This window comes from Chryseobacterium indologenes (assembly GCF_018362995.1).
GTDB lineage: Bacteria > Bacteroidota > Bacteroidia > Flavobacteriales > Weeksellaceae > Chryseobacterium > Chryseobacterium indologenes_G.
Genome location: NZ_CP074372.1, coordinates 4139630 through 4166230 on the forward strand (window position 1 = coordinate 4139630; position 26601 = coordinate 4166230).

29 protein-coding genes are annotated in these 26601 nt (G+C 36.7%); 11 read left to right on the forward strand and 18 right to left on the reverse strand.

Annotated elements, in window-relative coordinates:
- Window positions 1-14 precede the first annotated feature (14 nt).
- The 3 genes from DYR29_RS18725 to DYR29_RS18735 are packed head-to-tail and all read right to left on the reverse strand — an operon-like array spanning window position 15 to window position 4462.
- Window positions 15-3050 carry an SbcC/MukB-like Walker B domain-containing protein gene (locus DYR29_RS18725; protein ID WP_213278045.1) on the reverse strand — a complete coding sequence of 1012 codons (3036 nt, stop codon included), beginning with the start codon at window positions 3048-3050 and terminating at the stop codon, window positions 15-17.
- Window positions 3051-3053: 3 nt separating this feature from the next.
- On the reverse strand, window positions 3054-4259 hold the full coding sequence (locus tag DYR29_RS18730; RefSeq protein WP_213278046.1) for a metallophosphoesterase family protein: 1206 nt from the start codon (window positions 4257-4259) through the stop codon (window positions 3054-3056).
- Between the two features lie 47 nt (window positions 4260-4306).
- A complete protein-coding gene (locus DYR29_RS18735) occupies window positions 4307-4462 on the reverse strand; it encodes a hypothetical protein (protein WP_213278047.1) in 156 nt (51 codons plus the stop codon).
- A 120-nt stretch (window positions 4463-4582) separates the two neighbouring features.
- Between DYR29_RS18735 and DYR29_RS18740 the strand changes: the two genes are divergently transcribed.
- On the forward strand, window positions 4583-4831 hold the full coding sequence (locus tag DYR29_RS18740) for a VF530 family DNA-binding protein (RefSeq protein ID WP_213278048.1): 249 nt from the start codon (window positions 4583-4585) through the stop codon (window positions 4829-4831).
- A gap of 167 nt (window positions 4832-4998) precedes the next feature.
- Window positions 4999-5499 (forward strand): FKBP-type peptidyl-prolyl cis-trans isomerase, encoded by a 501-nt coding sequence (locus DYR29_RS18745; RefSeq protein ID WP_213278049.1) that lies wholly within the window; start codon window positions 4999-5001, stop codon window positions 5497-5499.
- A 186-nt stretch (window positions 5500-5685) separates the two neighbouring features.
- On the opposite strand, the gene DYR29_RS18750 is transcribed toward DYR29_RS18745, so the two are convergent.
- Together DYR29_RS18750 and DYR29_RS18755 are read right to left on the reverse strand one after the other, a co-directional pair.
- Window positions 5686-6063, reverse strand: a complete 378-nt coding sequence (locus DYR29_RS18750; RefSeq protein ID WP_213278050.1) for a YchJ family protein — start codon at window positions 6061-6063, stop codon at window positions 5686-5688.
- A 226-nt stretch (window positions 6064-6289) separates the two neighbouring features.
- On the reverse strand, window positions 6290-8431 hold the full coding sequence (locus tag DYR29_RS18755; RefSeq protein ID WP_213278051.1) for a M3 family metallopeptidase: 2142 nt from the start codon (window positions 8429-8431) through the stop codon (window positions 6290-6292).
- A 259-nt stretch (window positions 8432-8690) separates the two neighbouring features.
- Between DYR29_RS18755 and DYR29_RS18760 the strand changes: the two genes are divergently transcribed.
- Window positions 8691-9518, forward strand: a complete 828-nt coding sequence (locus DYR29_RS18760; protein ID WP_213278052.1) for a GIN domain-containing protein — start codon at window positions 8691-8693, stop codon at window positions 9516-9518.
- A gap of 1 nt (window position 9519) precedes the next feature.
- Here the strand turns inward: DYR29_RS18760 and DYR29_RS18765 are convergent, their stop codons facing one another.
- The 5 genes from DYR29_RS18765 to DYR29_RS18785 form a co-directional block, all read right to left on the reverse strand.
- Window positions 9520-11409, reverse strand: coding sequence for a monovalent cation:proton antiporter-2 (CPA2) family protein (locus DYR29_RS18765; RefSeq protein ID WP_213278053.1), 1890 nt, complete (start codon window positions 11407-11409; stop codon window positions 9520-9522).
- 3 nt (window positions 11410-11412) lie between these two features.
- Complete coding sequence (locus tag DYR29_RS18770; protein ID WP_213278054.1) at window positions 11413-11934, reverse strand: NAD(P)H-dependent oxidoreductase; 522 nt, start codon at window positions 11932-11934, stop codon at window positions 11413-11415.
- A 197-nt stretch (window positions 11935-12131) separates the two neighbouring features.
- Window positions 12132-12944: a TPM domain-containing protein gene (locus DYR29_RS18775; protein WP_047423921.1), complete on the reverse strand. Its 813-nt coding sequence runs from the start codon at window positions 12942-12944 to the stop codon at window positions 12132-12134.
- The gene (locus DYR29_RS18780; protein ID WP_249413535.1) at window positions 12925-13353 is read right to left on the reverse strand and encodes a TPM domain-containing protein; all 429 of its coding nucleotides are present in this window, start codon (window positions 13351-13353) and stop codon (window positions 12925-12927) included. The genes DYR29_RS18775 and DYR29_RS18780 overlap by 20 nt, the downstream gene beginning before the upstream one ends.
- Before the next feature lie 2 nt (window positions 13354-13355).
- Entirely contained in the window at window positions 13356-13961 is a 606-nt protein-coding gene (locus DYR29_RS18785; protein WP_047423924.1) for a LemA family protein, read from the reverse strand.
- Window positions 13962-14034: 73 nt separating this feature from the next.
- On the opposite strand from DYR29_RS18785, the gene DYR29_RS18790 reads away from it, so the two are divergent.
- A complete protein-coding gene (locus DYR29_RS18790) occupies window positions 14035-14532 on the forward strand; it encodes a dihydrofolate reductase (protein WP_213278055.1) in 498 nt (165 codons plus the stop codon).
- A gap of 144 nt (window positions 14533-14676) precedes the next feature.
- Window positions 14677-15246, forward strand: coding sequence for a DUF2892 domain-containing protein (locus tag DYR29_RS18795; RefSeq protein ID WP_142719874.1), 570 nt, complete (start codon window positions 14677-14679; stop codon window positions 15244-15246).
- 101 nt (window positions 15247-15347) lie between these two features.
- Here the strand turns inward: DYR29_RS18795 and DYR29_RS18800 are convergent, their stop codons facing one another.
- The 4 genes from DYR29_RS18800 to DYR29_RS18815 all read right to left on the reverse strand — a co-directional run bounded on the left by DYR29_RS18800 (window position 15348) and on the right by DYR29_RS18815 (window position 17972).
- Window positions 15348-15983, reverse strand: coding sequence for a trimeric intracellular cation channel family protein (locus tag DYR29_RS18800; protein WP_213278056.1), 636 nt, complete (start codon window positions 15981-15983; stop codon window positions 15348-15350).
- A gap of 49 nt (window positions 15984-16032) precedes the next feature.
- Window positions 16033-16407: a four helix bundle protein gene (locus DYR29_RS18805; RefSeq protein WP_249413536.1), complete on the reverse strand. Its 375-nt coding sequence runs from the start codon at window positions 16405-16407 to the stop codon at window positions 16033-16035.
- 22 nt (window positions 16408-16429) lie between these two features.
- Window positions 16430-16894, reverse strand: coding sequence for a pantetheine-phosphate adenylyltransferase (gene coaD, locus DYR29_RS18810; RefSeq protein WP_047423933.1), 465 nt, complete (start codon window positions 16892-16894; stop codon window positions 16430-16432).
- Window positions 16895-16988: 94 nt separating this feature from the next.
- Window positions 16989-17972 (reverse strand): D-alanine--D-alanine ligase, encoded by a 984-nt coding sequence (locus DYR29_RS18815; RefSeq protein ID WP_213278057.1) that lies wholly within the window; start codon window positions 17970-17972, stop codon window positions 16989-16991.
- A 156-nt stretch (window positions 17973-18128) separates the two neighbouring features.
- On the opposite strand from DYR29_RS18815, the gene DYR29_RS18820 reads away from it, so the two are divergent.
- From DYR29_RS18820 to murI, 5 genes are all read left to right on the forward strand, one after another.
- Entirely contained in the window at window positions 18129-19214 is a 1086-nt protein-coding gene (locus DYR29_RS18820; protein WP_213278058.1) for a PASTA domain-containing protein, read from the forward strand.
- Between the two features lie 73 nt (window positions 19215-19287).
- The gene (locus DYR29_RS18825) at window positions 19288-20361 is read left to right on the forward strand and encodes an RluA family pseudouridine synthase (RefSeq protein ID WP_213278059.1); all 1074 of its coding nucleotides are present in this window, start codon (window positions 19288-19290) and stop codon (window positions 20359-20361) included.
- A gap of 51 nt (window positions 20362-20412) precedes the next feature.
- Complete coding sequence (locus DYR29_RS18830) at window positions 20413-21363, forward strand: PorP/SprF family type IX secretion system membrane protein (RefSeq protein WP_047377725.1); 951 nt, start codon at window positions 20413-20415, stop codon at window positions 21361-21363.
- Window positions 21364-21414: 51 nt separating this feature from the next.
- Window positions 21415-22539: a radical SAM family heme chaperone HemW gene (gene hemW / locus DYR29_RS18835; protein ID WP_213278060.1), complete on the forward strand. Its 1125-nt coding sequence runs from the start codon at window positions 21415-21417 to the stop codon at window positions 22537-22539.
- Between the two features lie 127 nt (window positions 22540-22666).
- The gene (murI, locus tag DYR29_RS18840; RefSeq protein WP_213278061.1) at window positions 22667-23497 is read left to right on the forward strand and encodes a glutamate racemase; all 831 of its coding nucleotides are present in this window, start codon (window positions 22667-22669) and stop codon (window positions 23495-23497) included.
- Between the two features lie 76 nt (window positions 23498-23573).
- Here the strand turns inward: murI and DYR29_RS18845 are convergent, their stop codons facing one another.
- Window positions 23574-24173, reverse strand: a complete 600-nt coding sequence (locus DYR29_RS18845; protein WP_213278062.1) for a nitroreductase family protein — start codon at window positions 24171-24173, stop codon at window positions 23574-23576.
- A gap of 84 nt (window positions 24174-24257) precedes the next feature.
- On the opposite strand from DYR29_RS18845, the gene DYR29_RS18850 reads away from it, so the two are divergent.
- A complete protein-coding gene (locus DYR29_RS18850) occupies window positions 24258-24605 on the forward strand; it encodes a winged helix-turn-helix transcriptional regulator (RefSeq protein ID WP_213278063.1) in 348 nt (115 codons plus the stop codon).
- Here the strand turns inward: DYR29_RS18850 and DYR29_RS18855 are convergent.
- The 3 genes from DYR29_RS18855 to DYR29_RS18865 all read right to left on the reverse strand — a co-directional run bounded on the left by DYR29_RS18855 (window position 24602) and on the right by DYR29_RS18865 (window position 26487).
- The gene (locus tag DYR29_RS18855; protein WP_213278064.1) at window positions 24602-25174 is read right to left on the reverse strand and encodes an RsmD family RNA methyltransferase; all 573 of its coding nucleotides are present in this window, start codon (window positions 25172-25174) and stop codon (window positions 24602-24604) included. The two genes, DYR29_RS18850 and DYR29_RS18855, sit on opposite strands and share 4 nt — an antisense overlap.
- Window positions 25175-25257: 83 nt before the next feature.
- Complete coding sequence (locus DYR29_RS18860; protein WP_213278065.1) at window positions 25258-25974, reverse strand: DUF3822 family protein; 717 nt, start codon at window positions 25972-25974, stop codon at window positions 25258-25260.
- Window positions 25975-25992: 18 nt separating this feature from the next.
- Window positions 25993-26487 carry a Smr/MutS family protein gene (locus DYR29_RS18865; RefSeq protein ID WP_213278066.1) on the reverse strand — a complete coding sequence of 165 codons (495 nt, stop codon included), beginning with the start codon at window positions 26485-26487 and terminating at the stop codon, window positions 25993-25995.
- Between the last annotated feature and the right edge of the window lie 114 nt (window positions 26488-26601).

The following is a 26601-nucleotide window of genomic DNA, read 5'->3' on the forward strand; positions in this document are numbered from 1 at the left end:
TTAAAATATTTCAGTTAAATAATTTCAATCACGCTTCCTCTTTCTTCGTCTTTGATAATATTCAGAGCAGTAGGAATCTTTTCCTTCAGTTCTTCAACGTGCGAAATAATCCCCACAATCCTGTTTTCTTTCATCAGATTGGTGAGCGTTTCAAACACAATGTTCACAGATTCCGTATCCTGAGTTCCGAAGCCTTCATCAATAAAGAAGAAGTTTTTATCTGCCTGTGCATTGGCCTGAACGCTTTCTGCCAGTGCCAGCGCCAGACTTAAAGATACCTGAAATGCCTGTCCTCCGGAAAGCGTTTTTACACTTCTGCTTTTTCCCTCGTTGAGGTAATCGATGATCTCGAAATCATTATTTTCATTAAGCTGCAGGCTCAGCTGGTTTCTGGTCATACGATGAAAACGTACATTGGCATGATCGCAAAGCTGTCTCAGATAAATCGATGAAACGTACTGTACAAAACCTGCTCCTTTAAACAGATTCATCATGATCTTTAAATTCCCAGAACGTTTCTGAAGCTTTGCCAGCTCTTTCAGAAGATCTCCTTTTTTTACAAATTCTTTTTCCAGACGGTCTATTTCTGCTGTTTTTGTTACAACAGAATCACTGATTTTTTTCTGCTCAATTTGGGCCTCACTGAACTGCTGTTCAGCCAGAGAAAACTGTTCATTATCGAATGAAAGTCCCTTCAGTTTTAATTCCAACTCGCCGATGAATTTCTTCAACGCTTCAAATTCAACTTTGAAATTCTGGATTTTAGCTCTCACAAGTTGAATATTGATATCCTGAAGTAAGATATTTTCAACCTCTTTGAACTCAATGAAATTCTGATCTGTCAAAGCCTTGCCAATAGCTTCTTCATTGCCGGAAATTTCCTTCTCAAGCTCTGTGATCTGTTTTTCAGATTGGCTGACAATAGCTTTTTGCTCTGCCAGTTTTGGAGAAAGAATTTTTTCCTGTTGTAATGCCTTTTGATAGTTTTCCTCAGTTTCTTTATTAGATCGTACCAGCTTTTGATACGCATCATCAACCTCTGTTATTTCCTTTTGAGCATACAGATTCCACTCCAGAATTTTAAGTCCTGAACGACTGATATTGATCTGTTCCTGCTTCGAAACTTCTTCCATCCGGAAAGCTTCCAAAGCACTCTTATATTTTTCCAGTGTTTTGCTTTCTTTTTCTAAAGATTCTCTTTCCAAAGCAATGTTTCGCTCCTGTTCTTCAATCTTTTTTTCCAAAGCAAATGAATCAGAGCGTTTTTTCTCAAATTCCTCTTCCTGATCCGGAGAGAATGGTTTCCATGTGAAATTCAGAATATGATTTTCAATATCCTTCTGTATCTGAAGAATAATTTTCTGCTCCGAAAGAAGCTGTTCCTCAAAGATTTTTTTGCGGTCCAGGATTTTATCAATTTCAGCTTCCTGCTTTTGAAGGTCGTTTATTTCCTGTTCAACAGCTGTAATGTTCTCCTGAATTTCCTGCAGTTCAGCATTGACATCATGAAATTCTACAATATGCGGATGTTCCTTAGAACCGCAAAGCGGACAGTTTTCTCCGTCATGAAGCTCGCTGGCAAAACGGGAAAGCTCTTTTTGTATTTTAAGATGATCCAGTTTTTGGGAAAGTTCTTTTTTCTTTGCTTCTAATGTTTCTTTCCTGTTTTTGAAATCTTCTTTATAATTTTCGTTATAGGCAAAAGGTTTTAATTCCTCAGCAATTTCTTCAATCTGTTTTTGATGTTTCCCGATCTTTTCAGTTTGTTCCTGCTGTAACTTTTTTAAATTCTTTTGTTGAATAAACCAGTTTCCCACTTCAGAAAGTAAGGCGGAATCCAGTTTTTGTTCTTTCAATATTTTAACCTGTGAAGAAAGTTCATCAATCGTCTTTTGGATCTTCTCTTTATTGAGATCTACCTCCTTTACCTTTTCTGAACCTTTCTGAGTTCTTTCCTTCAGGGTTTTGATCTCTTCGGAAAACTTCAGGATCTGAATAATAAGACTCATGTCATTTTCCTGAATTCTAGAATGGTCTAAAGCATTAAATTGTGGTTCAAGAGCAGTGAGCTGTTCTTTTATGATATTAAAAGCTTTTTCAGTTTCCTGCCATGCTTTCACTTGTTCTTCTCTCTCGTTCCGCTTATCTGAAATTTCTTTTGAAAGCTTATTTTTCTCAATAATCAATGGATTGAAGAGCCTGAAAACGCGGTCATATAATTCCGTCTGTACTTCCAACGAATCCATCTGAGGTTTTTCTTCAGAAAGTTTTCTGAATTTTTCCTTATTCTGCTGTAAACTGTCAAAATCGTTTTTTAAGTTTTTCAGCTGTTGATAAGTGTTGAAAATCTTTTCCAGTTTTGCATTCGATTCTGAGAGTATCTTCTGTTCCCCGGCCAGCTGCTCTTTCTGTATCTGGATTTTTTCCTCATTGATTTCTTCAAAACCTTTTAGCTGTCCTTCAAGCTGGTCCAGTTCAGATCTGTTTTTTACATTGAGTACAGAAACATTGTTCTGAAGATCAAATTTCTGAAGGTTAAAGATCTCCTTCATCATATTTGTTCGTTCTGCAGCACCCAATTCAAGGAATTCTTTGAACTGACCCTGCGGAATGATGATGGTTCTTTTAAAATTGGAATAGCTTAAACCGATGATAAGCTCTGCATTCGAGTGGTCTAAAGGTACCCATTTACCATTGATATTTTCATAGAAAGTAACCGCGTTGGGTTTTACCTCCTCGAATTTTTTTGAATTTCTTTTAAAGTCGCGGGTAGCACGGAAGAGTTTATTCTCATAATTCACAAAATCAAATTCAATATAAGAACTGTTTGATTTTAAATTCATCATGTTGTAAGCCCTTTTGTCACGCATGTTCAGACGTTCCGTTTCTCCATACAAAGCAAACGAAATGGCTTCCAATACTGATGATTTTCCGGAACCTACCGCACCGAAAATACCAAACAATCCCGCTTCGGTAAGATTTCTGAAATCAATGGTCTGGCGTTCCTGATAAGAGTAAAGTCCTTCGATAGTTAATTGAACAGGAATCATGGCTTATGCATTTAAAATTTCGTTAAACAAATTCATCAGTTCTTCATTGGCTTCCTGTCCGCCGTTTTTAGATTTAAAATAATCTTTGAATAATATATCAATATTCTGATTTAAATTGATTTCATGGCCTTGCTCTTCGGCGAGCTCACGGTTTTTTACTTTTGGAATAAGATGAACAATCCCGTTATGAGACTGATAAATTAACCTTCTTTCATCAGCTGTTAAAAAAGTCTCACTTTCCAGTGTAAGTTCTATAAATGTGTTCGGATTTTCACCTAACCATTGAACTGTATCTTCTACAGAGGAAAATGTTTTTCTTACCAGATTTCGTCCCCTTTTCAATACTTTTTTCTCGTAGGTAACCGCCTTTCCCGGTTCTGCATCAATAATCGAAACATACTTTGTCTGTCCTGCTTCACTGAAACTGTAGCAAAGGGGAGAAGATGAGTAAACAACGGGCTTTTCTTTCGTTCCGATATTCTGAAAGCTATGAAGGTGACCTAATGCTGTATATTGAATCTGCTCAGGAATAGTGTCGGAAAATATCAGATCTGCATTCCCAATTTTAATAGGTTTTTCTCCTTCCGGTTCTTCCAGAATTTCAGCACCCCTCTTATTCATATACAAATGGGCAGTCAGAAGATTAACTCCGGAATCATCGCAAAACTGATCGGCAAGGTTTTTCCATGTCTCTGAAAGCACTTTATTGATTTCTTCCTCTTTATTTTCGCCAAAATATTCCTTTAGACGGATTTCATTGGCGAAAGGGGTATGAAGGATTCTTATGGGGAAATTTATACCCTCAATTTTCAGTTCTATAAAACCTGCTTTTGAGTTTGAAATGTTGAAATATTCTGTTCCGAAAGGTTTTATCTCTGCTTTGGGATGACCTATTAAAATAATTCCGCATTCCCGGGCCAGTGGATCAGGAGCGTTGATTAAGCTTGGAGAATCATGATTCCCGGAAATAGCAATCACAGGACGTTTCCCATTCAGGGATAAACGTTTCAGGGTTTTATAAAAAAGCTCAACGGCTTCTACACCCGGATTAAAATTATCAAAAAGATCACCGGCCACTAGAATAAGATCTGCATGTTCCTCATCGGCAATGCCTATGATCTCTTCCATTACCAGGATTTGCTCTTCCATACGTGAAAAGCGATCCAGTCTTTTTCCCAAATGCCAGTCGGCAGTATGCAGAATTTTCATAAAATTTATTATTGTTTAAAGTAAATAAGTTGAATAATGAAGAGGCTCTAGGGCTGATCATCGGGGTCTTTTTTTACTTTGAAATCTTCCAGAATTTGTTTTAAACGAGCTTTCCTTTCTGCTTCTGCATTCTGTATTTTCCGTTTTTTCTGATCAATTTGCTTTTTATTTTTCTTTCTGTTTGCTTCGTTGTTTTTGCTCATATTGGTTGATAACGAATAATTTTTATAGCTACGAAATAGCTTCATCAAAAATACTAAAGATTAAGAGTTTAAACAATTTTAGTCGTCAGGTCTGATAAAATGTTTTAATTTTACTGCGTTATGGAAGAAAAATCAAAAGATCCTCTACACGGAAAAAGGCTTGATGCTATTCTTGAAGAATTGGTAGAATACTACAAAGGCTTTGAGAAATTAGGTGAGCAGATCAATATAAAATGCTTTACAGATAATCCAAGCATCAGTTCTTCTCTGAAATTTTTACGAAAAACACCCTGGGCAAGAACAAAAGTAGAAAGTTTATATCTCTTTGTCCTGAGGCAGAAAAAACGTGATGAAAGCAGAAAAAAATAAAGGCTGGAAATTATTATGGAATTAAAGCAAAAGGAAGATCTGTTTTCTTTATGCCTTTCATAGCTTCCTTCTTCCATCTCCTCACTTTCAAGCTTATTGAATCATTTCAAAAATAGTATATTTGTATTATTAATCGTGAGACAAAATCACGAAAAAAAAGAAAAAATATGACAATTGAAAACAATCACGTTGTAGCTGTACGTTACATTCTCCACACTATTGAAGCGGACGGAACTAAAGTTCTTGTAGAAGAAACAACAGCAGAAAATCCACTTACATTTTTGTATGGTGTAGGAATGATGATTCCAAAGTTTGAACAAAATATCTTAGGTTTAAAAGCTGGTGATAAAGCTGCTTTTGTAATTCAGCCTGAAGAAGCTTATGGTGAAAGACAGCCTGACGCTATCGCTCAATTGCCAATTGAGATGTTTAAAGAATCAGGAACTCCACCTATCGGAGCTATCTTACCTTTATCTGATAACCAGGGGAACAATTTCCAGGCATTTGTGGTAGAAGTAACACCAGAAGTTGTAGTTGCAGATCTTAACCACCCAATGGCAGGAAAAGTGTTAGATTTCGATGTGGAAGTTTTAAGCACTCGTCCGGCAACTGAGGAAGAATTGGCACACGGTCACGCTCACGGAATTGACGGGACTGATGCTCACTAAAAAATATTAATCCAATCATTTTTGGATAAAAGATAAAAAATCCCCACAGACAATTCTGCGGGGATTTTTATATATCAATGTACAATATTTACTGAGGCATTCCCCTCCACCGGAGGGGTGTCAAAAATTCTTTGGATTTTTGACGGGGTGGTTTATAAGAAAACTATAAGGTTCTTTCTCGTCGTATTAATCCAAAAACTCTCCTGAAACATAATACCAGCGCTCATGCATCTTCTGAAAAAAGGAAAACTCATGATGAAGCTGCGGATGGCCGTCCTGATCTGTATAATAAGCTTTAAATTCTACCTGGTTTAAAGCAGGAGTCCGGATAATTTCCAGTTTTGTCCATTGGTTGATTTCTCCCCATTCCTGAAGATCTCTCTTATTGTGGTATTTTCTTTTTCCCGGAAGAGTAGTTTCCATCAGATATTCACCATTCGGGATGGCAAAAGCAGAGAACCTTGAACGCATCAGAGCTTCAGCAGTAGGAGCATGCTTTTCTCCGGTATGATAAGGCTTACAGCATTCTTCGTATGATTTTCCTGAACAGCAGGGGCAATCCATATATTGTATTTTAAATTCTAAACCACAAAAATAATGAATATCAATAGAAATGGCTTCTGCATATTTGAATTTTATAATGAAACTAATATGCTGAATGATGTCAAATTCAATAGGAACGGGTTTTAGCCAAAACTTAGAAATGAAAGTTTCTATACTTTTCTCGGGTTTAACAGATCATGCCAATTTAAAAAAAAGAAGCACCCTTAAAAAGATGCTTCCCATTTATTTATTTAATAAAACCTCTGTTTCTCAATAAAGGTTTGATATCCGGATCGTGTCCTGTAAAGTCTCTGAATGCCTGGTTAAGATCTACAGAATTTCCTACAGAAAGAATGTATTTTCTGAAACGGTCACCATTTTCTCTGGTTAATCCACCGTTTTTACTGATCCACTCCCATGCATCATTATCTAAAGTTTCGGACCATAAATAAGCGTAATATCCTGCTGAATATCCACCTCCCCAGATGTGTGCAAAATAAGGAGTATGATATCTTGGCGGTACCGTTGCCAAATTGAATCCGTGGCTGGCCAAAGACTGCTTTTCAAAATCTAAAACAGGAATAAACTGACTGTCATTGCTTACGGAGTGCCAATCCATATCAAGTTCAGCAGCAGAAACCAATTCAGTAGTCATGTATCCCTGATTGAAAGTAGATGCTTTTTTGATCTTGTCTACCAAAGCCTGTGGAATAGGCTGTTTTGTTTCATAATGTACAGCATAATTCTTCAGAACTACAGGATCTAAAGCCCAGTGCTCATTGATCTGAGAAGGGAATTCCACGAAGTCTCTTGGCACATTTGTTCCTGAAAGGGAAGGATATTTCTGGCTGGCAAACATTCCGTGAATAGAGTGACCAAATTCATGGAAAATAGTAGAAACATCATCGTAACTGATTAATGAAGGTTTCCCTGGAGCAGGCTTCTGATAGTTGTAGCAGTTTACAATTACAGGTTTTGTTCCTAATAGATAAGACTGCTCAACAAAATTACTCATCCAAGCTCCTCCGTTTTTAGAATCTCTTGTATAGAAATCCAGGTAATAGATCGCGATAGATTTTCCATCATGATCAAAAACTTCGTAGGTTACTACATCAGGGTGATAAACTGGAAGATCTGTTCTCTTTTTGAAAGTCAGTCCATAGAATTTTTCAGCAGCGAAGAAAACACCCTTTTCAAGAACCGTTGTAATTTCAAAGTAAGGTTTTATTTCACTTTCATCAAGATCAAATTTAGCTTTTCTTACCTGCTCAGCATAGAAATTCCAGTCCCAGGGCTCTACTTTGAAACCTCCTTTTTGCTGATCAATAAGATCCTGAATATCTTTTGCTTCACGTCTGGCTGTTTCCACTGCGGGAGTAGCAATCTGATTCATAAGTTTAGTAGCCGCTTCAGGTGTTTTTGCCATCTGGTCCTGAAGTTTCCATTCAGCAAAGTTTTTCTTTCCTAAAATCTGAGCTTTTTTCAATCTCAGTTTAGCCAGCTTTTCAATGGTTGCTCTCGTATCGTTAGCGTCTCCTTTTTCAGCTCTTGTCCATGAAGCTTTGAACAGCTTTTCTCTGGTAGCTCTGTTTTTTAAATTTTGTAAAAGAGGCTGCTGTGTTGTATTTTGTAAGGCCAGAAGATATTTTCCAGGCTGTCCTGCCGTTTTGGCATCAGCTGCTGCCGCTGCAATTTCATCAGCAGAAAGCCCGTCCAGTTCTTTTGCATCAGAGAAAAATACACCTCCCTGCTTTCTTGCTTCCAATAATTTATTAGAATATTGTGTAGAAAGAGAAGCGAGTTCCTGATTAAGTTGTTTTAATTTTTCCTTATCAGCTGCAGAAAGATTAGCTCCTGCAATTTCAAAATTCTGCTTATAATATTGCACAAGTCGTTTGCTTTCAGAATCAAGACCGTCTTCTTTGATAGACTGTATTCTTTTATAAAGATTTTCATTCAGGTACAGTTTGTCAGAATGGGCAGCAAAAATAGGTGCATATTCTTCGTCTAAAGCCTGCAATGTAGGGTTTGTATTCGCGCTTGTAAGATTAGAGAATACAATTTGTGCTCTTCTTAAGACTTCACCGCTTTTTTCCAATGCAACGATGGTATTTTCAAAAGTAGGGGCAGCCGGATTGTTGGCAATTTTTACAATTTCAGCTTCATGCTGCTTCAAACCATATTCGAAAGCAGGTTTGAAGTGCTCATTTTTGATTTTGTCAAACTCCGGAGCTTCGTATTGAAGCTTGCTCTTCTTCATAAAAGGATTTGAAGATAAAGAGGGATCAGGTGCAGGTAGCTCCTGTTGAATATCGGTCTGTTTCATTGTAGTACAAGATTGATTGAACGCCAAGGCAGAAATTAATAATACCGATGAAATATTCTTCATAAATATAGTTGTTATTAAACCATAAAGATATTAAAAACTTGTCTCATAGAATCTATTTTGGGATACGTATTTACTCAAACCGTTTTGTGAGTGGTTTTAAAATGAATACGTTAGGTATTGCAGCGTGCATCAGTTTCATTCTGAAAAATCTGTATTGCAGACAATTGCAGTATTTTCATAGGTAATGTAATATTTTTTATAAATTAGTTGTTATTTAAATATAAAGAAATCAAAAAAATAATCGACAAAAGAAATAAGCATGAAAACAAAGACTTTATTTATTTTTTCAGCCTTAGTGGCATTAGCCTCATGTAATGATAAACATGAGAACAGAAACAGAGATAGAGACGGTGACAAAAGTAACTGGGTAGAAAAAGTAGTAAGCAAAGAAAGCGGTCCGATACAGCATAAAGAATTTAACGGAGATTTTGATGAAATTCAGATTTCCCAGGCAATAGAAGCTGAAATCATAAAATCTGAAACAGAAAAAGTAGAAATCTCCGCACCTCAAAGTATCATTGATGAAATCCTTGTAGATAATGATGGCGGAAAACTGCATATTCATTATAAACCTGGTATCAGAGTGATGAATATCAGCAAAGTGACGGCTAAAATTTATACCAAAGACTTTAATAAACTTTTGGCAGATTCTGCCGCGAGAATTATCATAAAAGATAAATTTACTCAGGAGAAGACAGATATTGAAGCATCAAGTGCTGGAAGTATTTCCGGGGATCTGGAAGCTAATGATATGGATATTAACATAAGCAGCAGCAGCAGCTATGATGGTAAAATATGGGCCGTTAACCTTGATATTGAATCTTCATCAGGATCTACACTTGATATTTCCGGAAAAGCAAAAAAAGCAGATATCAGTGCTTCTTCAGGCAGTAGTGTTTCAGCCAAAGGGGTTATCGCTGATAATGTAGAGGCAGATGCTTCCAGTGGTGCAAGCATTCATATCAGTGCTACTTCCAGTGTGAAAGCAGGAGCTTCATCCGGCGGAAGTGTAGATATCTCTAAAAAAGGAGAGCTTAAGAATGTGATCAAGGATGAAAGCAGCGGTGGAAGCGTAAACATCCAATAAACTAATCCTGGGATTCATCCTCATCTTCTTCATCAGCGGATGAGGATCCTTCCCAATTTTTATTATCAAAATTAAGATTATCGTAAGCTAATAATTCCTCCTCCCGCTGAAGGATTTCTTTTGTGGTAAACAAGGTAATATCATCATCGTTTTCCTTCATTTTTGCCAGCTTTCTGATAGAGGCTTTATCAATAGCCATAAATCTTTGCCCGAGACGTCTCGCTGCGTATTTTCTCATTCCCGTTTCATGAAGTACATCCACAGCCATATCTACAGCTGTTCCTAATGTTTCACGGTAAATATGATTGACGCCGCTGTTCAGATAATCATAAGCATCAATCCTGTTTTTGGCTCTTACAAAAATTTTCACCTCAGGATAATGTTCACGCACAAGTTCTGCAATGAACTTATTATCATCCGGATCATCCAAGCATAAAACCAAAATTTCAGCATCTTCAATTCCGGCAGCCCTTAAAATGGGAATTCTGGTAGCATCACCGTAATAGACTTTAAATCCATAGCTTCTGAGCAGTTTTACCCGGTCAGAATCACGATCCAGAACTGTTGCTGGTATTTTATTGGCTTTTAAAAGGCGTCCTACGGTACTTCCGAAATGCCCAAAACCTACAATAATAATTTTCTTTTGACTGACATCACTTCCGAGAATATTAAAATCATGCTCTTCTTCAGGAACTTCTTTAATGAATTTAGGAGTAATAAACTTCTCATTAATGATCAAAAGAATTGGAGTGATACACATGGTGATTGCAGTGACTGCCATCATTTGTGCATTCATTTCAGGACCTAAAAGATAAAGATCCGATGCATAATTGAGCAGTACAAATGCAAATTCTCCTACCTGAGAAAGCGCAAACGCATAAAAAAGACTTTGCGGAGTATCTATCCTGAAAAACTTTCCGATGGTATATAAAACAATAAATTTTACAGCCAGCACAGCAAAAACGGTACTAAAGATAAACAATGGATCTTTCTGAATAATATTAAAATTGATAGTTGATCCCACACTAACGAAGAAAACGGCTAGCAGAAGTCCTTTGAAAGGATCGATCTGAGCTTCCAGTTCATGACGGAACTCACTGTTGGCAAGCATTACCCCGGCAAGGAAAGCCCCCAATGCAGGTGAAAGACCGATAACAACCATAAGCTCTGAAACACCTATGACCAGGAATAGAGAAGAGGCGGTCAAAAGTTCAGTCATTCCTGATTTTGAAACATAACGAAGAAAAGGAACAAAGACATATCTTCCCAATAAAATAAGCAACGCTACTCCGAAAATTACCGTTCCTGCCTGAAGCCATTCCGGCAGTTTTTGGATCAGAATCTGAATTTCGTTATCATGGTGCTTGGCTTTATAATTAGCTACAATAGGAAGGATTGCCAAAATAGGAATCACAGAAATATCCTGAAATAGCAAGGTAGAGAACGAGGCTTCTCCTGCTGTGGTCTTGAGATTATTCTTTTCCTGTAATGTCTGCAGAACAATTGCCGTGGAAGATAATGCAAAACACATGGCAACAGCAATTGCCTTGTCTACTCTCCAGCCTACAGTGGTAAACACTAAGAAAAGCAGCAGAATAGTAAGTGCCATCTGAGAAAGTCCCAGACCCATTATTTTCTTCCGCATTTCCCAGAATTTCCGGGGCTCCAGTTCCAGTCCTACAAGAAATAACAGCATGATCACTCCAAACTCACTGGCATGCATGATATCATCTACATTTTTTCCTGTAAGCCTGAGTACATAAGGACCTATAATGATTCCTCCTAAAATATAGCCGATTACAGAACTTAAACCGAATTTCCTGGCTAATGGAACCATAATAATGGCTACACCCAGGAAAATTAATGTGTTCATCGCTAAGCTGGATTCCATATGCTATTGATTGAGGAGTTCTGTAAATTCTTTTTTATGCAGGATAATTTCTTTTTTAGACAGTTTATTGGCTTCGTATACAATCTTGATGTGCTTTATATCTGCTTTGAAAACTTTTAATGAAACAATCAGTCCACTGATCAGCTCATCGATTGTATATTGATAGGTTCCGGTTTTGCTAAAAGATCTTTCTTTTCCGCCGGTGGTTACCAGAATATAGACTTCTTTTCCTTCCAGTGGATTATATTCACCGTCTTTCAGCCAGTCTCTGTCGAAAACTTCATCAATCCATAATCTGAGAAGAGGAGGCATACCAAACCATATCAAAGGAAACTGGAAAACAAAACGTTCATAGTTTTTCAGACGTTTTCTTTCTCTGAAGGCAGCAATATGAAAATCGGGATATTCTTCGTAAAGATCTCTTAGGGTATAATGCTGGTGGCGAACGTAGAAATTGATGAGCTCTACATTCGAATTGGAGTGCTCCAGATAAGGGTGTGCAAATACTACCAGCGTCTTCTTCATAATCCTGTTTTCAGTAAATATAGCGAAAAATATTGAATAAAAGTTGGTTTTTTGATGCTTTTGTTAATTTTTTAATATGTAAAAATCAATTTAACGTTAAGAAAAACTAAAGAATCCATGTTATTTTAGGTTTTTAAATAAAAAATCAGGTCGTGATGACCTGATCTGTTGATATATTTTGAAAATGATTGACTGATTTACCATCCGCCGGATGCACCACCGCCACCAAAACTTCCGCCTCCGCCAAAGCCTCCGAATCCGCCACCACCTCCGCCGGAACTTCCACCTCCAAAGCCACCACCAAAACTGCCGGGGAATGGGAAGAAACCACCGGGATAATTTCTGCGTCCTCTTCTTGTAATGATTACATCATCGTCGTCGTCATTATTTCCACCGCGTCCACCTCCTCTGTTACCGAAAAGTATGGCTATAATGATGAAAATAACGAAGGCAATAATCAGAACCTTAAAAGCACTTCCATTACCGGAAGGAGCCGTTGTTGCAACAGGCTTGAATTTCCCCTGAACAGCTTCCATAATAGCTGAGGTTCCACCATTGATCCCATCATACCAAAGCCCCTTCTTGAAGTTAGGGGTTACAATATAATCTAAGATCTGTCCTGCTACTGAAGCGGTAAGGTATTGTTCTACGGCGCGCCCCTGCTGGATAGACATTGTTCTGTCTTCTGTCGCAATAAGGAAAACAACTCCGTTATCCACTCCTTTTTTTCCGATTTTCCATTTTTGCCCGAACATGGTTGCCAGAAAATTGACATCCTCTCCTTTGGTAGAGCGGATGATCACTACTTCAATTTCCGTTGAGGTAGTATCTGCAAACTTGATCAGTTTATTATTTAAGGCATCTTTTTCCTGCTGAGAAAGCAGATTGGCTTCATCAAAAACAGGGTAAAGAACGGCAGGTTTTTCAGGAATAGTATATTGTGCTGATACAAAGGTGTAAAAGCAAAGCAATAAAAATGAAAATACTATTTTAAGAGAACGTAATTTCATTTGAGAGTTGGTTTGGATTTTCTCCTTCTACAGGAAAATGTTTTTTGAGTTCAAGTCCTGTTTTCAGGATGGCACTTTTCAGAGCCTGATAATAACGTCCTTTGGCAAATTCAGCAGTAATATAGTCGTGAAGATGGTCCCAGTAAGTCTGTTTTACCTTTTCATGGATTCCGATATCTCCAATGATGGTCAGATATTTCTGTTCAAAATTGACATGGAAAAGAACAGCATTTCTTTCGGCAGTTTTGTCCATATTGAGTTTTTTGAAAACCTCAAATGCTGTTTTAGCATCACGATTATCCGTATTGGAATCAATATGTACTCTGATCTCTCCCGTAGAATGATCTTCCGCAGACTGAATCGCTTCCACGAGGGAAGCGATCTGTTGATTTGTAAGGAAATTACCCATTATTATTTGAATGCTTCAGGGGCTTTTTCAGCACCTGCCTCAGCTTTGAAATAAGGTTTTTCTTTAAAGTTGGTGAAATTCGCCAGAATATTATTCGGGAAAGTCTTGATAGAAGTGTTGTAATCCTGTGCAGCTTCGTTGTAATAAACAGTTTCTGTTCTGATGCTGTTTTCGATAGCGGTATATTCTCTCTGGAAGTTGATATACTGCTGGTCTGCTTTTAAGTTAGGATAAGACTCCACTACAGCCATCAATCGGCTCAATGCTCCGGATAGTTCACCCTGTGCTGCCTGGAATTTAGCAATATCAGCATCCGTCATATTCGTAGGATCGATGTTGATAGAAGTAGCTTTAGAACGTGCTTCCACAACTTTCGTTAAAGTTTCCTGTTCAAATTTTGAATACGATTTTACAGTTCTTTCCAGGTTAGGAATAAGGTTCGCTCTTTTCTGATAAACAGTTTCTACGTTTGACCATTTTGTGTTAACTGTCTGTTCTTTGGTTACGAAATTATTATATCCGCTTTTTCCCCAGAAGAATAGAACAGCAACAATGATAAGGAGGGCAATACCAATTGTTCCGGCGCCCAGACATCCTTTATTTTTCATAGTTTATTTTTTTAAATTTTTTGTGCTAACCAAATATACAAATTATGTGCTAATTTTGTAAAAAATTATTTGAATGACAACAATAGTGGTGGCAATGGGAGAGAAAAATGAAATTGGTTTTGATAATCAGTTGCTTTGGCATCTTCCTAAAGATTTAAAACATTTTAAAGATATTACTTCAGGGCATCCGATTATCATGGGAAGAAAAACATATGAAAGTATTGGGAAACCTCTTCCGAACCGTACCAATATTGTTGTGTCAAGAAAGAAAGACTGGTTTGAAGAAGGAATCCTTATTGTAGGAAGCATCAAGGAAGCATTGAAGTTTGCTAAAAAGATAGATGAAGAAGTTTTCGTTATCGGCGGAGGAAATATCTACGAACAGACGATGGAGTTTGTAGACAGGCTTGAAGTTACTTTGGTGAAAGCAGATCTTGAAGCTGATACATTCTTTCCGAAAATAGATCCGAAAATCTGGAAGAAAACAAACGAAATCTGCCATGAGAAAGATGAAAAGAATGGGTATGATTTCTGTTTCCAGACGTTTGAAAAAATAAAAAAAGAAGCTTAATCAGCAATAGTCAATTTTTTGCTTTGTAAAATGGATTTTCTAATACATAAAAAAATTAACAAGTACAACGAATTGACCATTCACAATTGACTTTTTGAACTTTAAGCCTTAAATTTATTATCTTTGCACTTCTAAAATTTAATAATGAATAAATACATAAAAATTGCAATAGCAGCAGTTCTTATCCTTGCAGGACTTTATCTGATGATTTTTACAAGAAATCTGGGATGGGGTATTGTTGTTTTTCTTTTAGCTTCATCCCCGATCTTACTATTCTTTAAAAATGAATATATCCTGTTGGCATTCTGGCAACTGAGAAAACAGAATATGGAAAAAGCCGGCGAGTGGTTGTCAAAAATAACTGATTATAAAGGACAGCTTCACAAAACTCAATATGGATATTATCACTATTTATTGGGATTAACACAAGCCCAGGATCACCCTGCAAAAGTAGAACCTTTCATGAAGAAAGCCCTGGAATATGGTTTGAATATGAAACATGACAGAGCAATGGCTACTCTAAATCTTGCAGCAGCGGCTATTTCTAAAGGAAGAAAACAGGAAGGACAGAAACTGTTGGAAGAAGCGAAAAGATTAGACAGCGCCGGAATGATGACGGATCAGATCAAAATGATGAAAGATCAGCTGAAAATGCCGACGATGCAGAAGCACATGCACAATCCTAATATGAGAAATAGAGGGAAATTCTTCTAATCAACATATACATACAATATAAAAGTCCTGATTTTTCAGGACTTTTTGTTTTTTATGTGTGGAGTTTTAAAAGTGTCTTTTTAGGCAAAACTTTTATTAAGTTACATTTCCGAATTGTTATGATCATAACCATAAAATTTAGGCATCTGCCAATGGTATTTCACAGCAAACGTTCGTATAGCGACAATAAGAAGTATGGTGAGAATCTGTACAAAGGTGTAGGAAAGGAGAGAGTATTTTGTCATCAGTAAGAATACTGATCCTCCCACGATACATGCTGTAGCATAGATTTCTTTTCTGAAAATCAAAGGGATCCTGTTGAGCAATATATCCCGGATAATCCCACCAAAACAGCCGGTAATGGTTCCCAATGCGATACAGATCATAGGATGTATGCCTGCATTTAAGCCTTTCTGAACTCCGATAATGGTAAATAATCCAAGCCCGAAGCTGTCGAAGATAAAGAGAGTTACCTTAAAGTTTTTCTCAAGGGATTTGAATACCATTGAAAAAATACTGGTCACCAGAATCAGGGTACACATTAGTATATCATGCATCCAGAATACGGGAATATCAAGCAGTAGGTCTCTTACAGTTCCGCCTCCCACAGAGGTTACGAATGCAATAATAAGCACTCCGAATGGATCAAGCCGTTTCTGCATGGCTGCAAAACTTCCCGACATGGAAAAGGCAATGGTCCCCAGGACTTCTATGGCAAAATTGAACTGTTCGTGCATAAATTATGAATGATAAGTAATGAGCAATGAGTAATAAAAATTATGCCATTTAAATTTGAGACAATTTAAACTTATAGGTAGTCATAACTTTTACAAGTTCTTCACATTCTTTTTTTAAATGTAAAATTTTTTCTGGACTTAAATATTCTAATTCTTCAATAATTTCAAGCCAAAGTTGAGTTTCATCAATTTCTTCGACTACTATGCACATTTTAGCAAACTTTTCTTTTTCGGATCTCGCCCTGTGTACTGCTCGGTAATTGGCAGCGACGGAGGTGGATGACCGAATAATTTGTTTCCTTATTATTGAAATATCGTCCGAATAGGGTAATGAAGAAAGTGTTTTAATGATAGCAATAGAAAAGCTTTTTGTTCTTTCCCTGAAAATCTGGTTAAAATCTATCCTATCAAAATTATTCATCATTTATTGCTCATTACTTATATATTTATCTCTCTACTCTCACCGAGTCCGGAACCATCAGTTCATATTCGCCGCCGTGGGTGATAATTTCCCTTACGATGCTGCTGCTGATGAAAGATTTTCCTGAAGAAGTCAGTAAGAATACGGTTTCCAGTTTTTTGTGGGCTAACGTTCTGTTGGTATGGGCAATTGCTTTTTCAAATTCAAAATCGGCGGGATTTCTTAATCCTCTGATAATGTATTGAGCATTTTTTTCAAAACAGTAGTCTACTGTTAAGCCTTCAAACGAATCTACTTCCACATTGGGAAATTCTGCTACTGAATTCTGGATAAATTCCATTCTTTTATCAAGAGGGAACATGTATTTCTTCTGAGAATTCTGCCCTATGGCGATGATTAATTTATCAAATAGCGGGGCTGCTCTTTCTATAATATCGTAATGTCCTAGTGTAATCGGGTCAAATGATCCCGGGAAAACAGCAATTTTCATGTTGTACGAGTTATGATTTTGAATTGTAAATTATCCGTTAAAAGCCATGGATTTTATATCTCTAACTTTTAACCTCTAATTTCTAACTTCTATATTATTTATTAAGGGCTTTTTCAACTTCATTTCCACAAAGATCCATAATGGAAATTCCATAGTGTCTGGCCTGTTGCGGAAGAATACTTGCAGGAGAGAATCCCGGATTGGTATTCATTTCAAGCATATAAGGAATTCCGTTCATTAAAATATATTCGCTTCTTGAAAAACCGCTCATTCCTAATGAATTGTATGCTCTTTTAGCAATTTCTTCCACTCTTTTTGTGGTTTCGTCATCTATTCTTGCTGGTGTAATTTCTTCAGAAGCCCCTTCATATTTTGCTTCATAATCAAAAAACTCATTGGTAGGAACAATTTCTGTAATTCCCAGAACGATGGTTTCTCCTTTAAAATCGATAACTCCCACAGAAACTTCCATTCCATCTAAGAAACTTTCAATCAGGATTTCATTATCTTCTTTGAATGCAATTTCAGTAGCAGCAATCAGTTCAGATTTTTCTTTTACTTTAGAGATTCCCAGAGAAGATCCGGATTGGTTGGGTTTTACAAATAGCGGAAGATTTAACTCTGATACAATCTCATCTACATTGATGTCTTCACCTTTTCTTAAATAGATGCTTTTTGCGGAAGGAATCCCATATTTTGATAATACGGCAAGAGTATCTTTTTTATTGAATGTGAGAGCGCTCTGGTAAAAATCACACCCGGTATATTTTTGACCTATTGCATCCCAGTATGCCTGAAGAATTCCGTTTTCTCCCGGAGTTCCATGGATGATATTGAAGCAGGCATCAAATTTTAAGGTTTCTCCATTATCTAAAGTTACAGAAAAATCACCTCTGTTGATCTCGTATTTTTTATCATTTTCTCCTAAAAAATACCACTCATCTTTAAGGACTACTACTTTATATACGTCATAGAGATTTCTGTCTAAAGAATCATAAATCAATTGTCCGCTTTTTAAAGAAACGACGTATTCATCAGAATAGCCCCCCATTACTACGGCAACACTTTTTTTGTTCATAACCATATAGTATCAATTAAGGCAAATTTAAACATTTTATGTAATGCAATATGGGAAATCGGCAAATTTTAAGATCAAAAATGAATTGTGTTAAATAAAAAGTCCATTCTAAAATTATTAGCTATATTTGCGGTTATAATTAAAGTATTTTTAAGTATGCTTAAATCACTTTTCAATTGGAAAGTTTTACTGAATTTAGTAATAGCCATCGGTGTTTTTGCAGGGTTGGTATGGCTCACATTTCGCTGGTTGGAACACCATACAAATCATGGTCAGGAAATACCTGTTCCTAATATTGTTAATAAATCTATACATGACGCTGTTAAAATTTTAGATGATACAGGATTGGAATATGAAGTAGACAGTGCCAACTATAATCCTAAGTTCAGACCATTTCAGGTTCTTCAGGTTTATCCGGCACCGGGTTCCCGTGTAAAGGATGGAAGAACTGTACACCTTACAGTAAATCCTAGAACATGGGCTCCAATTGCAGTTCCGGATGTTATCAATAAATATTCAGGACTGGCATTCCAGAGACTGGATCAGGTGGGTCTTAAAATTGGAGATACCATTTATGAGCCTAGTATTCAGAAAGATGCCCTTTTAAGGATTTTATATAAAGGAAATGCCGTAAATCCGGGAGCTCGTTTACCTAGATTCTCCGTAATTGACGTAGTAGTAGGATCAGGTCCTATGAGAAATATTTCGATTCCAAATGTAGTAGGGCTTACGGTAAAAGAAGCAAGAGCTGTTATTACCAAAAGTATGTTTGAAGTTGGATTGGTAGAACATGAAGATGGAAGCAATGACGAATCCGATATTATTTATTATCAGGATCCTGCTTCAGGAGATGTGCGTGACCAGGGAATGCAGATTGACCTTTGGGCCAGTAAAAAGACTCCGGCAGAGCTAAGAGCGAAAATAGAGCAGTTGAATTCTATCTACCGCATGAAAGTAGATACTTCACTACCTCCGGTACGATATGAAGAAGTACAGCATAACGAACCAAGTTATAGCGCTCCTGTAGTACCTGCTCCGGTACCTAGAAGAGAAACACCGAAGCCTGAAGTGCCAAAAACTGAGACCCCTAAGACTCAGACAACGACTTCTAAACCTGCAGCTTCAGCAACAGATAAGCCTAAAACTTCTAATGCTGCTCCTGCTACAGCTAAACCAGCTGCTTCAACAACGACACAACAGCCTGCTCAAAAGCCAAAAGCTAAGAAGGTAGTCGTAGAATAAGATCAGATTAATATCAAAAATACAGGCTTCAACTGCAAAATGTTGAGGCCTTTTGTGTAAAAAATATAAAACAATGTCAGAAGATAACGAAGATTTTTTAGATGAAGAATTATTAGATTCCAACAGTATTGAAAACATCGATATTGACGAGGAAAATAAGGGATTGTATGAACATCTTAATATCACTGTTGACAGTAAACAGGAGCCATTAAGAATTGATAAGTTCCTTTTGATCTACAGACAGAATTCTTCAAGGAATAAAATTTCACAGACCTGCAGAGCCGGAAATGTTGTAGTGAACGGAACACCGGTAAAACAGAATTACCGTGTGAAACCGGGAGATCAGATTTCGGTACTGCTTACCCATCCTCCAAGAGAGAATGTCATTATTCCGCAGGATATCCCTGTAAATATTATTTATGAAGATGATGACCTTGTAGTGGTAGATAAGGAAGCCGGGATGGTAGTACATCCGGGATTCGGAAACTGGGACGGTACATTGGTGAATGCACTGGCTTTCCATTTTGAAAAGAATGGAGCAAAGTCTGATCTTGACAGAGTAGGGCTTGTTCACAGGATTGATAAAGATACATCCGGACTGCTGGTAATTGCCAAGAATGAGTATGCATTAAGCTTTCTGGCGAAACAATTCTTCAACAGAACAACCAAGAGGCTGTACTGGGCTTTTGTGTGGGGGAACCCTCAGGAAGATGAAGGTACTATCAGAGGTCATATCGGAAGACATCCTAAAAACAGGATGCAGATGTCTGTTTATGAAGACGGCAGCCAGGGGAAACATGCAGTAACCCACTATAAAGTCTTAGAAAGGTTCAAATATATGACATGGGTAGAATGTAAACTTGAGACGGGAAGAACGCATCAGATCAGGGCGCATTTCAGACATATCGGCCATACTTTGTTTAATGATGAAAGATATGAGGGACACACTCCTTTAAGAGGGGTAAATCTTCCGAAATACAAAAAATTTATCAAAAATGTTTTCGAAATTTTACCCAGACATGCCCTTCATGCCCATACCCTCGGATTTATACACCCAACGACTAAAAAGGAATTATATTTTGAGAGCCCAATGCCCAAAGATATGGCGGATGCTGTAAAAAAATGGAGAAATTATTTGGAAAACTAAAAATATATTGAGAATTTTTTTATATTTGTTGAATTGAAATCAAGATTTGTTATGAGAAAACTATATGCTATCGTATGTTTAGCTCTTTTGTCAAATGCATACAAAGCACAAGAATCACTACCATACTATCAGCAATATCTTTTGGATGGTGAGTTCCTGTTCAACCCAGCTCAATACGGAAAAACAGATTACGTACAGCTCAACGCCAATTATCAACAACAATTTTCAAAGTTCAACAATTCTCCGAATGTTCAGTCAATCGGGATTAATGCGAATATCTTTGATAGAGTAGGTGCTGGTATTTCCGTGTTCAGAGACAGTAATGGACCTATCTCTGCGGGCGGTATCACGGCTGGTGCTTCATATTTTATTCCTCTGAGTAGTGAAGGAGACAGAAAAGACCAGTTCTCTTTCGGTACAAGTGTTAACTTCTATAACATGAACTTTGATTATTCTAAAATTAATACTGAAGAAGGAGGCGACCCGTTATTGAGAGGTGAGGAAAGTAATATCTTCATGGTGTATGCGAACTTCGGTTTGGCTGCTACCTATAGAGGCTTATTCGGAGGTGTTTCCGTAAATGATATCGCATTAAGTAATGATGCGTCTATCGTAAACAACTACGAGCCTTCTCCAATTAAATTCTTCTTAAACTTAGGATATAACTGGAACATTGCTGATAATATTACAATTGCACCTTCAGCATTAATCAACCTTAATACAAACTCAACGAGAATGATCGACTGGAACCTAATGGCGACTTTCTCTAATGATATCAACGCATTCTCTTTCGGGGTAAGCTACAGAACGGTTCAGAACAGATTTGACAATCAGAACCTGAGTATCTCTCCAATTGTAAAAGTGAGATTCAACAAATTCATGATCGGAGCAACGTATAACCTTGGAATATCTGATATCCAGAGCTATGGTGGAAACAGCTTCATGATTGGTCTTGGTTATAACTTTGACAACTTTATTAATGCTAGAGGATTTAGATACTAATTAATTTAAATTAAATAAATTTGAGCTCTGAAAAATTTCAGAGCTTTTTTTATGATATATATTCACATTCCGTTCTGTAAACAAAAATGCAGTTATTGTAACTTTCATTTTTCAACATCCCTGAATTTCAAGGATGATATGCTTCGTGCCATGAAAACTGAACTGTTGCTCAGAAAAGATGAATTACAGAACAGAACTCTGAAATCCCTGTATTTTGGCGGGGGAACACCTTCTATTCTTTCCGTGGATGAAATCAATTCTTTAATTGATGAAGCATTACGGTATTTCAGTTTTGAAAAAGATATTGAAATCACGCTGGAAGCCAATCCGGATGATCTGGACAAAAGTTTTTTAAAGCAACTAGCCGGAACACCGGTGAACAGACTCTCTATTGGTACCCAAAGTTTTTTTGAAGAAGATTTAAAGTTAATGAACAGAGCCCACACTGCTTCCGAAGCAGAAGGGTCTATCAAGCGGGCACAGGACTTTGGCTTTGAAAACCTGAGTATTGATCTGATCTACGGTTCACCAACCTCTAATCTAGAGATCTGGAAAGAAAACCTGAATAAAACAATTGCATTGGAAGTTCCTCATATTTCATCCTATGCTTTGACGGTAGAACCCAAAACAGCTTTGGAAAACTGGATTTCAAAAGGAAAAGTAAAAAGTCCGAAAGAAGAAGAACAGAACAGAGAATTCTATTACCTGTCTGACTTTTTAAAAGATAACGGCTTTGAACATTATGAAGTTTCCAATTTTGCCAAACCGGGATTCTACTCCCGTCATAATTCTTCCTATTGGAAATACCAGGAATATCTGGGAATAGGACCTTCGGCACATTCTTATAACGGCTTTGATGTCAGAAGCTGGAATGTAGCTAATAATCAGCAATACATTAAAAAGCTTAATGATAAATTGCTGGCCAAAGAAGAAGAAATTCTTTCCCAGGAAGATCAGTTCAATGAAATGATCATGATTGGCTTGCGTACCATCTGGGGCGTGGATCTTACGAGCTTAAAAAATAAGTTTTCAGATAGATTACTGGAACATTTTCAGACAGAAATCAAAACGAAAATAGAAGAAGGTATTTTAATCATTGAAAATGACCATTTAAAAATTCCTGAGAAACATTGGTTTATGGCAGACGGAATTGCTTCAGATTTGTTTTTGGTTTAGAATGAAAGATGCTTCGACTCCGCTCAGCATGACATATCTAAAGTTATAATCTGACATAGAAGCTTATTGATTATATAGTATATTATACCATATAAATTTATTAATTTTGTATAAAATTTCAGTTCATTTGAAAACTAAAAAACAAGATTATTCACATCTTTCACCAAGCCAGCCTATCGGAATTTTCGACAGTGGGGTGGGAGGCCTTACCGTTGCCAAAGAAATCAAAAGACTTCTTCCTCACGAAGATCTTATTTACTTTGGAGATACAAAGCACCTTCCTTATGGAGAAAAATCCAAGGAAGCCATCATTGAATACTCTACAAAGATCACCAATTTTCTGCTGGAGCAGAACTGTAAAGCGATTGTGATTGCCTGTAATACGGCAACAGCGAATGCTTTGAATGAAGTGATGCAGTCTGTTGCAGGAAAAGTTCCAGTGATAGACGTTATCAATCCTGTCGCTGAAAAAGTATCCTACGAAATCCACAATAATGTAGGTGTAATTGCGACCAAAGCTACAGTGAATTCCGGACTCTATAAAAAGAGTATCCGAAAGCATAATAAATGGATCAAAGTGGATGAATTAGCGACACCATTGCTGGTTCCTGCCATTGAAGAAGGATTTAAAAACCATCCGATCACCCATGCTATTATTTATAATTATTTAAGTAATAGTAAATTAAAGAATATTGAAACATTGATTCTGGGCTGTACCCATTATCCTCTTTTAATAGATGAAATCAAGCAGTATTACGGAAACAGAGTCCGTGTCATTGATTCTCCGAATATTGTAGCCAATCATCTGAAGATTATTCTGGATAAGTACAACCTTTTAAATGATAACAATCACAAACCGAACTACCATTTCTATCTTTCTGATCTTACCAAGAATTTTGAAAAGATCTCTAAGAAGTTCTTTGGAAAAACAATTGATTTAGAATTAAAAGTATTATAAATAAAAAGTCTGCTATTTAGAGCAGACTTTTTTATTAGTGTCTTTTATGAAATCAATTTCGAGATTCGTGTTTGATTTACGCTTCCACAATTACTTTTTCAGCTTTCAGTCTGGTTTTTGGATTGAATTGAGGCTGGTTGGCATCTGTTTCATCTCTTTCCCCGATAGCTACTGCAAATAAGGTCTCATATTTTTCATTATTCAGAACAGCATCATATCCTTCAGGCTCAATTCCTTCCATTGGAGTGGAATCTATTCCCATAGCTGCACAAGCAGAGAGCAGTACTCCTAATGATAAGTAAACCTGATGTCCAAGCCATGATTTTATCGCAGTTTCTCCTTTGGGTTTTACCATAGTTCGGTAATAATTGACAGATCCTTCCGGAAGGTTTTCTTCAATTTGCTTCTCAAAGTTTTCTATGTTTTTGATTACCTGAAAGACAATAACATGGCTGCTGTCGAAAACTTTTGCTTTATTAAAATAAGATTTGTCACCCAATTGTTTTTTCAGCTCCGGATCATTGACAAAGATAAAGTTCCATGGCTGGCTGTTGATGGATGATGGACTCAGATTCAGGATCTCTTTAAGTTCTTCAATCTGTTCTTCACTGATTTTTCCCTGTGGGTTATACTTTTTTACTGTATACCTGTTTTTCATTTTGTTTAAAAAGTTCATAATTTTATACTATCATTTTTATAGTTACAAAATTAATTTAAGTTTCCTAACTTTGCAATAACGGTAAAAAATGATAGTATAAAAATGTATACAATAGATAATAAATCTTATCCCTGCTGTACCAGCGTTACTATGAAATTTATAGGCGGTAAATGGAAAGCAGTTATTTTACACCATCTTATTGGCGGGGCTAGAAGATATAATGAATTAAGAAAATCAATTCCTACCATTACAGAAAGAACACTAAGCCTTCAGCTAAAGCAGCTGGAAGAGGATGGAATTGTTGACCGTAAAGTTTTTACGGAAAAACCTCCTTTAGTAGTTGAATATGAATTAACAGATTTTGGAAGAACCTTATTGCCTGTTCTGGAAGCGATAACAAAATGGGGTGAAGAAGCTCCCGTAATCTCAAAAAAAATAATCAGGAATTAAAGTTCCTGATTATCTTCTTTATTCGGTTCAAAAAAACTGAAACTTACGTTTCCGTATTTTCGGGTATCTGTTAGGTTGGGATGTTCCAGCTTCATACGGCTTTGGTGCTCCACAATAAGAACTCCGTTTTCTTTCAGGTATTTATTATTTAATACCAGAGAAATGAGTTCGTAATACTTTTTCTCTTCCATTTCAAAAGGAGCATCAGAGAAAACAATCTCAAATGACTTTTTATTTCTGAATTTTTTAAGCCAGTCAAATACATCACCTCTCTGCACATTGATCTGAAGTGCCATATCAAGCTCAGAAGCGGTAGAATTGATAAACGAGGTATGCTTTGGGTTCATTTCTACAGAAGTAACACTTTGGCATCCTCTGGAAGCAAATTCAAAGGTAATAGAGCCAATTCCTGCAAAAAGATCAAGCACGGAGATCGACTGCATATCGTATTTGTTTTCCAGAATGCTGAATAAAGCCTCTTTCGCAAAATCGGTGGTAGGCCTTACATCAAAGTTTTTAGGGGCGGCAATTTTCTTGGCTTTCCATTTGCCTGATATTATTCTGAACATATTTTTCTTAGGGTTTAGGTAATAGATTATAGGTGGCTGGTAATTATGTCCGGTATCAATCCTTATTACCTGCGGCCTGCAATCTAGTTAAGTATAAAATTCTTGTTTGGAATATTGTCAAAAACAATTTTCAGATTTTTAACAAATTTCTGAAGTTCGGAAATGAAAGTTTCATTTTCCGTAGTTTCTCCATAAGCATAAAAGCTGGTTTCATTAATTCCAAAACCTATTTTGCTCAATGTAAACATAATGAAGTAAAGGAAATCTACTTCTGAGTTAACATCAAGATTATTATAAAGGATGATTTTTTTATTGTCAATCGCAAAGAACTCACATTGATTATGATAAAGATTGATGTGAATTTCCTTGTTGGTTTTATTATTAATTGAACTTAAAAACTTTTCTCCTGAGAAATTAAAATGAACCGGTATAGCCAATTCCTTTATTTTTTTATAATAATTTTTCGGGAAAGTGTAATAAAACTGTATGTTGAATTTTTTGTTGATAGAAAGCATCAGCTCTTCCTTCTCTCTATCGGCAGGGGCATTAAAGGCGATCAGATCAAATCCTGCTTCATGCTCGGAAAAACCTTCAGGCATCAGGGTAAAATGATTAAATGCTGAAATCACCTGGATCTCATCATAGCGCTGCTTAATAAGAACTTCATCCAGCTTTTGCTCAATAAGATTGGCCGGGGTTTCTTCAGTAACGAAATAAGATTTTTCCTCCAGAATGTTTTTGTTTTTAACAATCTGGGTGATCAATCCGTCTTTAGTAAAAAGTAAATTAAGTACGTTCATATTTCAATTGCTGCAAATTTAGTGAAATTCTACCATTACCGCACCCGATTGGTGGTGAAGTATTTCCTTATTATAAAAATCAATATTGACCTGGCTTTCCAATACATCCCGAACCATCCTCTGCAGAGTGCCATCACCAATACCATGAACAATTTCCAGCCTTTTAAGGTTGTTTTTTCTGCAAAACTCAATCACTTCAATGAGTTTCTCCTTTTGAATAAACAATCTTTCAAAGCTGTCATAGTCATTGGGATTCTTCACCAAATTATGAAAATGCAGGTCTAAAACCAAATGATTTTTCTGATGTTTCTTAGAAATGATTTTTTTAGGTTCCGCTTTTCTTACCACTCTGATATTTTCATAAAGGTCAGAATCCTTAGGAACCAGTTTTTCTTTTGCATATTGATGGGTAAAGCCATATTCATCTTTAAAAACGACAATATTTCCCTTCACGGAAGTTATCACTCCGCTTAAATCTTCATCTACTACCGAAACCTTATCGCCGATTTTCATATTTTTTTAGACTTGTCTGAACCCATTATTGGTGCAAAGGTAGAAAGTAAAATGTATTGAAGGCAAACTCATTTACTCCCAAATAATTCTCAAACGCTCAAACCTTCATGTTAT